The sequence below is a fragment of the Bradyrhizobium sp. CCBAU 21365 genome (assembly GCF_015291305.1).
Classification (GTDB): domain Bacteria; phylum Pseudomonadota; class Alphaproteobacteria; order Rhizobiales; family Xanthobacteraceae; genus Bradyrhizobium; species Bradyrhizobium elkanii.
The window spans coordinates 5,979,055-5,991,810 of the sequence record NZ_CP030036.1; the positions used below are offsets into that span (position 1 = coordinate 5,979,055).

The 12,756-nt window shown below is 63.6% G+C and carries 12 protein-coding genes; 7 read left to right on the forward strand and 5 right to left on the reverse strand.

The annotated features are described in order from the left end of the window. The first annotated feature begins 147 nt into the window (after positions 1–147). Positions 148–573, forward strand: a complete 426-nt coding sequence (locus XI02_RS28130; protein WP_018272361.1) for a carboxymuconolactone decarboxylase family protein — start codon at positions 148–150, stop codon at positions 571–573. Between the two features lie 30 nt (positions 574–603). Here XI02_RS28130 and XI02_RS28135 read toward each other — a convergent pair whose 3' ends face one another. The 3 genes from XI02_RS28135 to pdhA are packed head-to-tail and all read right to left on the reverse strand — an operon-like array spanning position 604 to position 3,792. Then, complete coding sequence (locus XI02_RS28135) at positions 604–1,701, reverse strand: dihydrolipoamide acetyltransferase family protein (RefSeq protein WP_018272362.1); 1,098 nt, start codon at positions 1,699–1,701, stop codon at positions 604–606. Positions 1,702–1,721: 20 nt separating this feature from the next. Next, positions 1,722–2,702, reverse strand: a complete 981-nt coding sequence (locus XI02_RS28140) for an alpha-ketoacid dehydrogenase subunit beta (protein WP_026192963.1) — start codon at positions 2,700–2,702, stop codon at positions 1,722–1,724. Continuing rightward, a complete protein-coding gene (gene pdhA / locus XI02_RS28145; RefSeq protein WP_129965125.1) occupies positions 2,695–3,792 on the reverse strand; it encodes a pyruvate dehydrogenase (acetyl-transferring) E1 component subunit alpha in 1,098 nt (365 codons plus the stop codon). The genes XI02_RS28140 and pdhA overlap by 8 nt, the downstream gene beginning before the upstream one ends. 169 nt (positions 3,793–3,961) lie before the next feature. Between pdhA and XI02_RS28150 the strand changes: the two genes are divergently transcribed. Together XI02_RS28150 and XI02_RS28155 are read left to right on the forward strand one after the other, a co-directional pair. Further along, a complete protein-coding gene (locus tag XI02_RS28150; protein ID WP_016846381.1) occupies positions 3,962–4,180 on the forward strand; it encodes a hypothetical protein in 219 nt (72 codons plus the stop codon). A gap of 349 nt (positions 4,181–4,529) precedes the next feature. Continuing rightward, a complete protein-coding gene (locus tag XI02_RS28155) occupies positions 4,530–4,823 on the forward strand; it encodes a GYD domain-containing protein (protein WP_026192964.1) in 294 nt (97 codons plus the stop codon). Between the two features lie 111 nt (positions 4,824–4,934). Here the strand turns inward: XI02_RS28155 and XI02_RS28160 are convergent, their stop codons facing one another. Then, complete coding sequence (locus XI02_RS28160) at positions 4,935–6,530, reverse strand: ABC transporter substrate-binding protein (protein WP_018272365.1); 1,596 nt, start codon at positions 6,528–6,530, stop codon at positions 4,935–4,937. Between the two features lie 310 nt (positions 6,531–6,840). Between XI02_RS28160 and XI02_RS28165 the strand changes: the two genes are divergently transcribed. Further along, positions 6,841–7,602 (forward strand): peptidase, encoded by a 762-nt coding sequence (locus tag XI02_RS28165; RefSeq protein WP_018272366.1) that lies wholly within the window; start codon positions 6,841–6,843, stop codon positions 7,600–7,602. 12 nt (positions 7,603–7,614) lie between these two features. Then, a complete protein-coding gene (locus tag XI02_RS28170; RefSeq protein ID WP_016846385.1) occupies positions 7,615–8,376 on the forward strand; it encodes an SDR family oxidoreductase in 762 nt (253 codons plus the stop codon). Between the two features lie 406 nt (positions 8,377–8,782). On the opposite strand, the gene XI02_RS28175 is transcribed toward XI02_RS28170, so the two are convergent. Then, the gene (locus XI02_RS28175) at positions 8,783–10,006 is read right to left on the reverse strand and encodes an MFS transporter (protein WP_018272367.1); all 1,224 of its coding nucleotides are present in this window, start codon (positions 10,004–10,006) and stop codon (positions 8,783–8,785) included. A gap of 116 nt (positions 10,007–10,122) precedes the next feature. Here XI02_RS28175 and XI02_RS28180 point away from each other — a divergent pair, with 116 nt between their 5' ends. Both XI02_RS28180 and XI02_RS28185 read left to right on the forward strand, forming a co-directional pair. Continuing rightward, positions 10,123–11,379 carry a NupC/NupG family nucleoside CNT transporter gene (locus XI02_RS28180; protein ID WP_018272368.1) on the forward strand — a complete coding sequence of 419 codons (1,257 nt, stop codon included), beginning with the start codon at positions 10,123–10,125 and terminating at the stop codon, positions 11,377–11,379. A gap of 399 nt (positions 11,380–11,778) precedes the next feature. Beyond that, positions 11,779–12,579: a hypothetical protein gene (locus tag XI02_RS28185; RefSeq protein ID WP_198390637.1), complete on the forward strand. Its 801-nt coding sequence runs from the start codon at positions 11,779–11,781 to the stop codon at positions 12,577–12,579. Positions 12,580–12,756: the final 177 nt, after the last annotated feature.

Genomic DNA, 12,756 nt, shown 5'->3' on the forward strand with positions numbered 1-12,756 from the left:
CCGCGCGAACGCGCGCCCGATGACAGGCTCCGCGAAGCAATCCATCTGACCGTTTGCGGAGGCAAGGATTGCTTCGTCGCTTCGCTCCTCGCAATGACGGCAGGGGTGCTATGATCGCTGCTTCAAACCACACCAGCGAGACAAGCCATGGCCACCGTAAAGTTGCTTTCCGACGACGAACTCCCGGCGGAGGCACGTGCCGTCTTCGACGACATCCGCAAGACGCGGAACTCGGACTTCATCAACAATTTCTGGCGCGCGCTGGCGCATGATCCGAAGACCCTGCGGCGGACCTGGGAGAGCATCAAGGAGGTGATGGCACCGGGCGCGCTCGATCCGAAGGTCAAGGAGATGCTCTATGTTGCGGTCTCGGTAGCCCACGGCTGCAGCTATTGCATTCACTCGCACACCGCGAGCGCCCGCGCCAAGGGCATGACCGACGCCGAATATCAGGAAATGCTCGCCATCGTCGGCATGGCCGCCGAAACCAACCGGCTGGTCACGGCGCTCGGCGTGCCCGTCGACGAGGCCTTCCTCGTCGACGCATCTGCGGGACGAAGCCAGGAGCCCTGACGGCCCAGCCTGTCTCGCTAATGAGTGATGTCACGAAATGCGCTCAACGTCGGATTTGAGGACAACCAGGAAACGGGCAGCTTCGCCGCCCGTCACCACCCGATGATCGAAGGTCAGCGATAGCGGCAGCGTCCGTCGGACCGCAACCTGCCCCCGAAGCGCGACCACGCGCTCCGAAATCCGCCCGGCGCCGACGATCGCCGTCTGCGGCGGCACGATGATGAGATTAGCAAACCGGCCTCCAATCATGCCGAAGTTCGACAACGTGATCGTCGCACCGCGCAGTTCCTCCGGGGGTATCGCGCGCGCGATTGCGTCGGCTCGCAGACGGTCGAGTCCGGCCCGCAAGTCCGATACGCTCCGCTCCGCGACATTGCGCAGCACGGGAACGATCAGGCCGCCGCCGGTGTCGACGGCGATGCCAAGATCGATGCGCTCGATCAGGCGCCGTTCTCCCGTACCGGAATGATACCAGGCATTGAGCGCGGGCTCTGCCTTGCAGGCAGCGGCGATCGCCCGCGCCAGCCGGATCGTCACGTCCTCGCCCTGCCGCCAATCGTCGATGTCGGCTTCATCGGTGACCGTCGCGGGGACGATTTCCGCATGCGCTGCCGTCATGCGTTGGGCCATCGCGCGGCGCAAGCCGCGCAGCGGCTCGGCGGGTCCGCTGTGAGACATCCGCTTCGCCGCCCTCTCGACATCGGCCCGCGTGATGGTGCCGCCGGGCCCGGTCGCCTCGACGAGATCGAGCGCGACGTCAAGCTTGCGCGCAAGGGCGCGTACTGCCGGAAACACTTGGGCTCCCTGCCCGCCGGGCGGCGAGGCAGTTGCTGGCGCCGGCGGTTGCTCGCCGGTGTCGAGTTCACCCACAATCGTGCCGGTGTCCTGCCCGGCGTCCTCGGCAAACTCGACGAGCGGCGCGCCGACCTTCACGATATCGCCCTTGGCACCGAACAGGCGCGCGATGCGTCCGCTCGACGGCGCCGGTATCTCGACCACCGCCTTGTCGGTCTCGACCGAAACGAGCGGCTGATCGGTCACGACGTGATCGCCCTCGTTGACGTACCAGGTGACGATCTCAGCTTCTTCAAGACCTTCACCAAGGTCCGGCAACGTGAACTGGCGCATGGCACAAGGTCCGTTGGTGTTCAGTTGTACTGGTACGCCTTTCGGGCTGCGGTCACGATGCGTCCGACCGACGGCATGTAGCGTTGCTCAAGGCGGGCCATCGGGATGATCGTGTCGTAGCCGGTGACGCGGGTCACGGGTGCGAGCAGCGAGGATAGTCCGCGCTCGGCGATCATGGCTGCGATCTCCGCGCCAAATCCGCCCGTGTGCGCGGCCTCGTGCACGATGACGCAGCGCCCGGTCTTTGCGACCGACCTGAGCACGGTGTTTTCATCGTAGGGCTTGAGCGTGGCGAGGTCGATAACCTCGGCAGCGATGCTCTCGTCGGCGAGCGCGTCCGCTGCGGCCATCGTTTCCTTCAGCATCGCACCCCAGCTGATCAGGGTGACGTCGCGACCTTCCCTCTCGACAAAGGCGCGATCCGTCGGCAGGGCTTCGCCGTTGTCCTCGACCTCGCCTTTCACGGCGCGGTACAACCGCGTCGGCTCCAGGAACACCACCGGATCGGGATCGCGGATCGCGGCGAGGAGAAGTCCATAGGCGCGCTCCGGCGACGAAGGCATCACGACACGCAAGCCCGGAATGTGGGCCAGCATCGCCTCAGTGCTCTCGGAATGATGCTCGGGTGCTCGAATGCCGGCGCCATGCGGCGTGCGCAGAACCATCGGACAAGTGAGCCGTCCCTGGGTACGGTTGCGCATCCGTGATGCGTGGTTCACCAGCTGATCGAGACAGGGATAGATAAATCCCATGAACTGGATTTCGCCGACCGGCTTCAGTCCCTGCGCGGCCATGCCGACGCAAAGCCCGCTGATCAGGAGTTCGGCAAGCGGCGTATCGAGGACGCGCTCCGGACCGAAGCGCTCCTGCAAGCCGACGGTCGCGCGGAAGACGCCGCCATTGACGCCGACATCCTCGCCGAGCACGACCACATCGGGATCATCCGCCATCGCGCGGCCGAGCGCCAGATTGATGGCTTCGACCAACGTGACCTCAGGCATCGTCCTCTCCCGCGAGTTCGCGACGCTGCGCGGCATACGCCTCGGGCAGATCGGCATAGAGGTTGTCGAACATGGTTTCTGCCCGGCGCGGCGGCGTCTTCAGATAGCGCTCCACCGCCGCCTCGATGCGCTCATGGCACTCGGCGGCAAGCCGCTCCTCGTCCGCCTTGGTCCACATCTTCCGACCGACAAGATAGGACCTGAGGCGCGCGATCGGCTCTTCCTTCCAATGCGCCTGGACTTCTTCGGCCGAACGATAGCGCAATGCATCATCTGACGTCGTGTGATCGCCGAGCCGGTAGGTGACCGCTTCGATGAAGTGAGGGCCCTTGCCGTCGCGGGCAGCGGCAATGGCCTCCTCGGCCGCGGCGCGCATCGCCACCACGTCACTCCCGTCCACCTGCTCGCCGCTGAACCCTGCGCCGATGGCCTTCTGCGCTAGCGTCTCGGAACCCGTCTGCAGACGCAACGGCACCGATATGGCCCATTGATTGTTGGTGGCGACGAACACGAGCGGCAGTTTGTGAACGCCGGCGAAATTCATGGCCTCGTAGACATCGCCTTTCGAGGTGGCGCCGTCGCCGAACATGCAGACGGCCACGCGCGGCTCCTTGCGCAACTTCAGGGCATAGGCAACGCCGGCGGCATGCGGCGCCTGTGATCCGACGGGAACGCAGAACGGGAAATCGTGGCGCGGACCGGAGAAGTCATTGCCTCGCTCGTCGCCGCCCCAGAACAGCAGAATCTCCTCCAGCTTGACGCCACGCCAAAGCAACGCGCCGTTGTCGCGATAGGAGGGCAACAGAACGTCATCCTCCCGCATCGCACTCGCGATGCCGACCGACACCGCCTCCTGGCCGAGCGAAATGGCATAGGTTCCCAGCCGACCCGTGCGCTGCAATGCAACAGCCTTTCGGTCGAACAGCCGCAAGAGCACCATCGACCGGTAAAGTTCGACCAGCAGCTTGGCATCGGTGGCGAAGGCAGGAAGCGGCCGCTCTATCGAGCCGTCGGGCGCGAGGTAATTGCGGCGACGCACCTCAAAGCGCGCAATGACGGGGAGCTCTTCGTTCGCTCTTTTGCTGGCCACGCGCTCACTCCAGGAGCGGTTCTGCCTCCCACTTCAGATATTTGGTGTTCGGGCCGCGACGATGCAATAGCGTGGCAGCATCGCTCCTGGCGCGCGCGTCAGCGGCCGGGTCGTGAGGATCGATCGACAGGATCCGTGAAACAGCGCCGCGACTGCGGTATAAGAGCGCATGGCAAATGGTCAGGTTGTCCTCGTAAAAACTGCGCCGTTGGACGGCGGCCCGCCTGTTCGCTCGGTTTTCTTCGTGGCTGAAGGAGACGCGGCAAAGGCCACGGCAATTATTGCGGACATGATGGCCCCGAATGAAACGGTTGAAGCGTGGGGGCCGCTTCCCGAAGCAGCTGTCAAGGCGCTCGGGCTGAAACCCGGTGACTACACCCGCACCTGACTCGCATCGGATAACTGTCCGGCGCGCCAAGGTCTGCGGCCACATCCTTGCGCAGAGGGTGCGATCTTGACGCGGCGCCCTCGCTACGCGAGGCCACCGCGATCCCGATCACAACGCGGGGAGCCCTCTTTATCGAGCAAGGGACATGGCGTAATCTGCAGCAAGCTGCCCTTACGGGACGGGCCGACGTCGCCGTTTGAAGGAACGGGCAGCGGTTAGGCCGTCGGCGGGCATCGCAGTCTGAAAGCAGCGCCTGCCTTATGTGGCGCTCCCTCAACTTCAACATGAAGCAGGTTGGCCTGCCGCGCGCGCGGCAGACAAGGGCAGTGCTTAACCCTTGGAGGACGACATGGCGACATTCATATTGAGGATCGACTGGACCGACCAGGGAATTCGTAATGTCAAGGAAGCGCCCAAGCGCAGCCGAGCGGCGAAAGAACTCGCCAAGACGCTAGGTGTCGAAATCAAGGAGGTCTATCTCACCTCCGGCGAGCATGACATCCTTCTCCTCGCCGAAGCACCGCTCGGCGACAACATCACAAAACTCGCGCTTGCCCTCAGCTCTCTGGGAAACATACGGACTTGCACCTCACGGGCCTGGCCCGAGGCGGAGTGGACCAAGCTGATATCCGAGCTCCCGTAGCGACGTCGGATATCCCGATGGATCTCTACGCGGCCTGACTGACGGGCGCCGTCGCAAAGACGAAGCGTCCGAGGGCGACGGCGCACGTCGTCGCCCGCGGGCCACCACGCGTTACTTGTCCAGCCAGACATCCTCGAAACGCAGATTGTTGTACTGGCTGTTGTCGTGCGGGTGGAAATTCTTCACGTAAGGCTGCCAGCAATTGCCGGCCGATGAGTGCAGGATGACCGGCCGCGCGGCGTCGTCGACCAGCAGGCGCTCGATGTCGAACACGATCTTGCGGCGCTTGTCCTTGTCGACCTCGCGCGACTGTGCGGCGAGTAGTTTGTCGACTTCGGCGTTGCAGTACTGGGTGTAGTTGCGCTCGGAGTTGCAGGAATAGTTCTCGACCAGATTGCCGTCGGGATCGTCGACGCTGACGCCGGTGACATTGAGGCCAATGGTATAATCCTTGCGCTGCAGCCGCGAGTACCAGCGCGGCGTATCCAGGATGTCGAGCTCGGCTGTGATGTAGATCTTCTTGAGCTGGTCGGCGAGGATCACCGCCGGGTCGCGATAGGTCGGCAGATTGCGGGTCTGGATCTTGATCGACAGCGGCTTGGCGTCGCTGTAGCCGAGCTTCTGCATGATCGCCTGCGCCTCGGCGAGGTTCTTCCCGGTATCGGGACCGTAACCCATCAGCGTCGACAGGATCTCCGGCGGCATGCCCCACTCGCCTTCGGGCTTGGCCTGCATCGCGCCGCCGAGCCGGCCGCTGCCCTCGAACAGGATGCTGTTGAAGGCCTTGCGATCCAGCGCCAGCGACATCGCCTTGCGGATATCCGGATTGTCGAACGGCGGATTGACCCGGTTGACCAGCAGATTGATCTGCAGATTGGTCGACGTCATCTCGCAGATCGCGTTCGGCGCCCGCGCCTTGACGTCCTTCATCAGGGGAATGCTGACGTCGGACGGAAAGGTGATGTCGTAGTCGCCGGTCGCGAACGCCAGCATGCGCGTGGCGCGGCTGTCGATCGAGCGCACCGTGATCTCGTCGAGATACGGCCGGTCCTTCTTGAAGTAATCGGGATTGCGGACGAGACGAATAGAGTCACCGCGCCGGAACTCGACAAACTTGAACGGCCCGGTGCCGACCGGTTTGGTGCGCATCACCTGCTGCGGCACGTGGCAGGGATAGACCACCGAGAAGGCGCTGGCGAGCAGCGCCAAAAGACCGGGCTGCGGTTCGGTCAGCTCGAAGGTCGCCTCATCGTCGCCGTTGATACTGACGTCCCTGAGCTTCGAGTACCAGACCTTGCGCGGGTTGCGCTTGAAGTCCTGGGTCTCGCTCTTGCCGATCAGCATCCGCCAGGTGCACTGCACGTCCCTGGCGGTGAACGGCTGGCCGTCATGCCACTTCACGCCGTGCCGCAGCTTGAAAGTGAGCTTTGTGTCGGTCTGGTCCCACGACCAGCTCTCGGCGAGATCGGGGATCACGGTGTCGATCGATTCGTGCACCTTGGCCGGATCGAACACCACGAGGTTGTTGAAGACGGCCGCGAACGGCATCACCGAGGCGATGGTGGATTCCTCGAGCAGCGAGGTCGAGGGCGGATTGTCGTTGTGATAGAGTCGGAGCGTGCCGCCCTTCTTCTGCGCCGATGCAGGGCTCGCGGCCATCGCCGCGATGCCCAGTGCCGCGACGAATGCAGACAGTTTGAGCGACATTCTCGCCTCCCGGAATTTCTTTGTTTGTTGTCGGTTGCGGGCAGTCGACCACAACGCAATGTGCCTCGCAATCACAGTAGGCGCAGATCATTGCCGGCTGCGCGCAGCGCAGAGCGAGACCGGGTCGCGCACCGGCGCCTCGAGACGGGCCACGCCGGAACACCGCCCTGGCCGGCCGCTTCCGCGATCGGGACCCGGCCCTTTTGACGGGCTGCGGCAATGTCCCGTCACGGGGAATTGGGGTTGGATGCATCCGCGAAATTGGCTACTAGTTTCCCGCCGAGAAACTCGGACCGTCTGAGGACTTGAAATGACCTATTGCTGCGGAATTCTGGTGCGCGACGGGCTCGTCATGATCGCCGATACCCGCACCAATGCCGGCCTCGACAACGTCTCGACCTTCCGCAAGCTGCACATCTTCGAAAAGCCCGGCGAGCGCATCATGGCGATCGCCAGCGCCGGCAATCTGGCGATCAGCCAGTCGGTGCTGTCGACCCTGACCGAGGGTATGGAAAATCCGGACACCGGCGAACTCGAGACGCTGATGAACGCGCCGACCATGTTCCAGGCGGCGCAGCGGATCGGCCGCGCCATCCGCTCGGTGCACGCGACCGAGGGCGATGCGCTGCGCGCCGAGGACATCTCGTTCGACGTCTCGTTCCTGTTCGGCGGCCAGATCAAGGGCTCGCGGATGCGCCTGTTCATGGTCTACACCGCCGGCAACTTCATCGAGTGCACCACCGACACGCCGTACCTGCAGATCGGCGAGCACAAATACGGCAAGCCGGTGCTCGACCGCGCCATGCATTACGATGTCGAGCTCTATGAGGCGCTCAAAACGGGGCTGATCTCGATGGATTCGACGATGCGCTCCAATCTCGGCGTCGGCCTGCCGATCGACGTCTTGGTGGTGCGCACCGATGCCTGCGAGGCCGATCTCAACCACCGCATCGAGGCCGGCGAGCCCTATTTCCACGACCTGCGCTCGCGCTGGTCGGCGGCGCTCCGCGCGGCGCACCAGAACATTCCACGCCCACCCTACAAGAACGAAACCGAAGCAAGAACCAAGTAAGAGGAAACTCGGATGACTGAGGCAACCAGCAAGATCGCACTCGTGACCGGCGCCGGCACCGGCGTCGGACGCGCCGCGTCGCTCGCTTTGATGGACAAGGGCTACACCGTGGTGCTCGCCGGGCGCCGCATGGAGATGCTGGAAGAGACCGCCAAGCTCGGTCCCGCCGGCAAGAGCCTGTGCGTGTCGGCCGACATGGCCAACCCGGCCGCGATCGCCGCGCTGTTCGACAAGGTGAAGGCGACCTATGGCCGGCTCGATGTGCTGTTCAACAACGCCGGCATGGGCGCGCCGCCGGTGAACTTCGAGGACCTGCCGCTCGAGCAGTGGCAGGCCGTGGTCAACACCAACCTGACCGCGCCGTTCCTGTGCACCCAGCATGCCTTCCGCATCATGAAGGACCAGAAGCCGCGCGGCGGCCGCATCATCAACAACGGCTCGATCTCGGCGCACGCGCCGCGGCCGTTCTCTGCCGCCTACACCTCGACCAAGCACGCCATCACCGGCCTCACCAAGTCCTCCAACCTCGACGGGCGCATGTATGACATCGCGGTCGGCCAGGTCGATATCGGCAACGCCGCGACCCCGATGACCGACCGCATGGTCAACGGCCCCGGCGTGCTGCAGCCGGACGGCACCACCAAGCACGAGCCGCGCATGGACGCCAAGGCGGTCGGCGATGCCGTCGCCTACATGGCCGGCCTGCCGCTCGACGCCAACGTGCTGTTCATGACGGTCATGGCGACCAAGATGCCGTTCGTGGGCCGGGGCTGATCTTCTCATCCCTGCTTGCGGCAGGGCTATCACGACGGCCGGCCGGGCTTGTCCCGGCCGACCGTCGCCGGGGCGCGCCGCCAAAATATCGAAAACAACCCATGCAAAGGAGCCAGTAGGCTGCCGGCGCTCGACGCGGCGACTTGACATGTCGGGCAACTCAGGGGTATTTTTCCATTATTCCGAAATCGCGTAGGCGCTCGTTCACCTTGCTCAGTGTCATCACCCGCGCATGCGGGTGATCCAGTATTCCAGAGACCGCAGTGCTTGAGCCGAGAGGCTGCGGCGTACTGGATCGCCCGGTCCATGTGCGCAATTGCGCACAGGCCGGGCGATGACAGCGTGGACGAGGATATGGCCTCACGTCCTCTCAGGATGAGGCTGTGTCTGCGGATGCAGAACTCCCCTACTCCAGCTTCTCGACGTCCCGCAGCGTCGGGAACAGCTTCATCCAGAGCAGCGCGACCGCGACCGTGGCGACGCCGCCGAGCACGGCCGACGGCACGGCGCCGAGCAGCGCCGCGGTGACGCCGCTCTCGAACTGGCCGAGCTGGTTCGAGGCGTTGATGAACAGGAAGTTCACCGCGCCGACGCGGCCGCGCATCTCGTCGGGGGTGGCAAGCTGCACCAGCGAGAAGCGGATCACGACGCTGATCGTATCGGCGGCGCCGAGCACCGCGAGCGCCAGCGCCGACAGCCACATCCAGTGCGACAGCGCGAACACCACCGTCGCAACGCCGAACACGATCACCGCCTGGAACATGCGCATGCCGACGCGGCGGTTGATGGTGTGCCGCGCCAGCACCATCGTCATCAACAGCGCGCCGACCGCGGGCGCAGCGCGCAGGATTCCGAGGCCGAGCGGACCGGCTTGCAGGATGTCGCGCGCATAGATCGGCAGCAGCGCGGTGACGCCGCCGAACAGCACCGCGAACAGGTCGAGCGAGATGGTGCCGAGGATCGCCGGATTGCTGCGCACGAAGGTGACGCCGGCAAACAGATCGTCCGACGACCCGCCGTTCTTCACCGGCGCCTGCTGCAGCCGGCCGATGCCGCCGGTGAGCAGCGCGCCGAACAGCCAGAACACCATCATGATGCCGTAGGGCGCGCTCGGCATCAGGGCATAGGCGAAGCCGCCGAGCGCGGGTCCGGTGATGGTCGCGACCTGCGCCGCGCCGCTCGAGATCGCGGTCGCCCGCTGCAGCGAGCCTTGCGGCGCGATCAGCGGCAACAGCGCGGCGGTCGCCGGACTCTCGAATGCGCCGGCGATCCCGAGCACGAAGGTCGCGACGAAGATCTGGATCTCCGAGATGGTGCCGGCAAAGGTGCTCGCGGCGAGAAACAATGCGGTCAGCGCCTCCGCGATCTGGCAGGCCTGCACCACGCGCTTGCGCTCGAAGCGGTCGGCGGCGTGGCCGGCGACGAACACCAACAGCGCCGTCGGCAGAAACTGCACCAGTCCGACCATGCCGAGGTCGAATGCGCTGCCGGTCAGATCATAGATCTGCCAGCCGATCGCCACCGCGCCGATCTGGCTGGAGAAGCGCGACAGGCTGCGCGACGACAAGAAGAACAGGAACGGTCTGTGGCCGAACAGATCGCGGGCGCCGGCCGGCGTGGCGGAGGACATGGGTGATTGCGTGGCCGAGCGCCTGCAACTTGTCAATGGCGACCAGATGAACGCGCAACAGCATTGCGCTGCGCGAGACCCCTGCCCATAATCGCGTGAGTGTTCTTGGGGGCGTAATGCTGCAGTTGCAATCGGCGTTCGGCGTGGTGGCGTTGCTCTTGATCGCCTGGGCGCTGAGCGAGAATCGCCTGAAGGTGTCGCTGCGCCAGGCGGCGATCGGGCTCGTCGTCACGCTCGTCACGGCGCTGGTGCTGATCAAGGTGCCGCTGGTGACGCAGGCCTTCGGCGCGATCAATGACGCGGTCGGCACGATCGCGGCCGCGACGCGCGCCGGCACCGCCTTCGTGTTCGGCTATGTCGGCGGCGGCCCGGCGCCGTTCGATCCCAAGGCGCCGGGCTCGGATTTCATCCTCGCCTTCCAGGCGCTGCCGATCGTGCTGGTCATGAGCGTGCTGACGACGCTGTTGTTCTATTGGCGCGTGCTGCCGCCTGTTGTGCGCGGCATGGCCTGGCTGCTCGAGCGCACGCTCGGCGTCGGCGGCGCGGTCGGGCTCTCGACTGCGGCCAATATCTTCCTCGGCATGGTCGAAGCGCCGCTCTTCATCCGCCCCTATCTGGCGCAGCTCACCCGCAGCGAATTGTTTCTGGTGATGACCGGCGGCATGGCCGGGATCGCCGGCACAGTGCTGGTGCTGTACGCCACGCTGCTGGCGCCGCTGATCCCGGATGCGGCCGCGCATTTCGTCATCGCCTCGGTGCTCGGCGCGCCGGCCGCAATTTTGGTGAGCCTGATCATGGTGCCGGAAACCTCGGACAAGCGCACCGGCGGATCGCTCGACAATCCCGATATCCAGGTGTCGTCGACGATGGACGCCATCGTGAAGGGCACGGCCGCCGGGCTCGAGCTCTTGATGAACATCATCGCGATGCTGCTGGTGCTGGTCGCGCTGGTGTATCTGGCGAACGCGATCATCGGCCTGCTGCCGGAGATCGGCGGCGCGAAGGTTTCGCTGCAGCGGCTGCTTGGTTACGTCATGGCGCCGGTGTGCTGGCTGATGGGCCTGCCCTGGCCGCAGGCGATTACGGCGGGAAGCCTGATGGGCACCAAGACCGTGCTGAACGAGCTGATCGCCTATGTCGACCTGTCGAAGCTCGGCCCCGACACGCTCGATCCGCGCTCGCGGCTGATCATGCTCTACGCGATGTGCGGCTTTGCCAACTTCGCGAGCCTCGGCATCATGATCGGCGGCCTCGGCATCATGGCGCCCGAGCGGCGCCACGAGATCAACGCGCTCGGGCTGAAGTCGATCGTCTCAGGCACGCTGACGACCTGCCTGATGGGCGCGGTCGTGGGGATGCTGACGCAGCCGTAGCCGCAGTAGCCCGGATGGAGCGCTGCGTAATCCGGGGCGGTGCTGACCATGTGCACGAGTCCCGGATTTCGCTTCGCTCCATGCGGACTACGAAACCGGCGTGCCCGCAAGGGTACCGTGGGTACGAATCCCACCCCTTCCGCCAGTCAAGTCAAAAAGCCAAATAATTTCAGGGTTTGCCGATTTTCACTCACCAAACGACTAGCCATTGCCATTAAGCCAAATGCCTGACTGATCAGCGCGAACCTTAGCGGGTACCGCTGCGTCAACTTTCCCGCCGGTCCCCCCCCCGCCGAAAGTCGAGTAGAGATTCCTTTTGAAAAGCCAGTCTCAACCTTGAGTGAAACGTGTGAGCCGGTGCAGCTTCTTGCCCCGCCCATCGCAGGTTGGTGAGAAATGATGACGTATTGGATAGAAAAACTCGTGGTGCCTCTCATATTGATGATGGTAGGCGGAATTGGCACGGTCATCTGGCAATACGTAACCTCGCCCGAAGCCAGCTTTCTAGCGGCCAACGTGAGGTGGGTATCCGTGCCAAACCCGTTGTACGGAATGGACGGAAAGGCGGTAGGCGAACTAGAGAAATCGATCGCAACAGCATTTGGCATAGTTGGCCCTCTCTCCGGACCGTTTAGATTTGAGAGGGAAATGCGCGTCGCCGTCATTACCATTAGCAACGTAAGCAGCGTTCGTTCGAAACCAGTTGAAGTAATTGCGAAGGACGATTCATTTCTCTACTCGCGCCAAGCGACACCGGGCGCAAAGGGCCTGACTAAAAAGATCATAGTCCAGCCCATCGATCCTTTGGAGTCTGTTCAAGTGTATGGCGTGATCAGCGGTTGGCCCTATTCAGTAAGCAAAAATATCTCCGCTGTATATGACAACAAACGCCTTCCTATTTTAGGAGAGGAGGTAGACCAAGAATACGGAAGCGTGTTGGCGACAATCGTTGCTGGAATGCCCTACTCATCCAGTGCGATTATGTTTGTCGGCTTTCTGGTGTTATTCATTCTGGTCATATCGATCCCGGTTGAGATATTGGCCTCTTTTTTTCCGACGCTTCGCGCGAAATGGACGAATGAGCAGCAACTAGCAAAAATGTTGAACACCATCGATATTGTCCAAAGGGAAGACCCGGCAAAACTTGAGAAAGCCAGAGCAAAGCAGAGATCGGCTAAACCGATAGGCGCAGACGCGTAGGCTCTATTGTTCAATTGCGGGGGTGATGATGCGCGCATAATGGCACGCCACCGAAAGCCAATAGAGGGTTAAAACTAAGCGAATTGGCGAGTCATATGGTGTGTCTGTTTTTCTTCGCGACATAATCGCAAGCAATTTGCGCCGGTTGCACAGCGAAGGCGGCAGATGATGTTTCCG

Bases quoted from the DNA above. Each gene is read 5' to 3' on its own strand.
- XI02_RS28130 (WP_018272361.1), top strand. From the start codon at position 148: ATGGCCACCGTAAAGTTGCTTTCCGACGACGAACTCCCGGCGGAGGCA.
- XI02_RS28135 (WP_018272362.1), bottom strand. From the start codon at position 1,701: ATGCGCCAGTTCACGTTGCCGGACCTTGGTGAAGGTCTTGAAGAAGCT.
- XI02_RS28140 (WP_026192963.1), bottom strand. From the start codon at position 2,702: ATGCCTGAGGTCACGTTGGTCGAAGCCATCAATCTGGCGCTCGGCCGC.
- XI02_RS28150 (WP_016846381.1), top strand. From the start codon at position 3,962: ATGGCAAATGGTCAGGTTGTCCTCGTAAAAACTGCGCCGTTGGACGGC.
- XI02_RS28155 (WP_026192964.1), top strand. From the start codon at position 4,530: ATGGCGACATTCATATTGAGGATCGACTGGACCGACCAGGGAATTCGT.
- XI02_RS28160 (WP_018272365.1), bottom strand. From the start codon at position 6,530: ATGTCGCTCAAACTGTCTGCATTCGTCGCGGCACTGGGCATCGCGGCG.
- XI02_RS28165 (WP_018272366.1), top strand. From the start codon at position 6,841: ATGACCTATTGCTGCGGAATTCTGGTGCGCGACGGGCTCGTCATGATC.
- XI02_RS28170 (WP_016846385.1), top strand. From the start codon at position 7,615: ATGACTGAGGCAACCAGCAAGATCGCACTCGTGACCGGCGCCGGCACC.
- XI02_RS28175 (WP_018272367.1), bottom strand. From the start codon at position 10,006: ATGTCCTCCGCCACGCCGGCCGGCGCCCGCGATCTGTTCGGCCACAGA.
- XI02_RS28180 (WP_018272368.1), top strand. From the start codon at position 10,123: ATGCTGCAGTTGCAATCGGCGTTCGGCGTGGTGGCGTTGCTCTTGATC.
- XI02_RS28185 (WP_198390637.1), top strand. From the start codon at position 11,779: ATGACGTATTGGATAGAAAAACTCGTGGTGCCTCTCATATTGATGATG.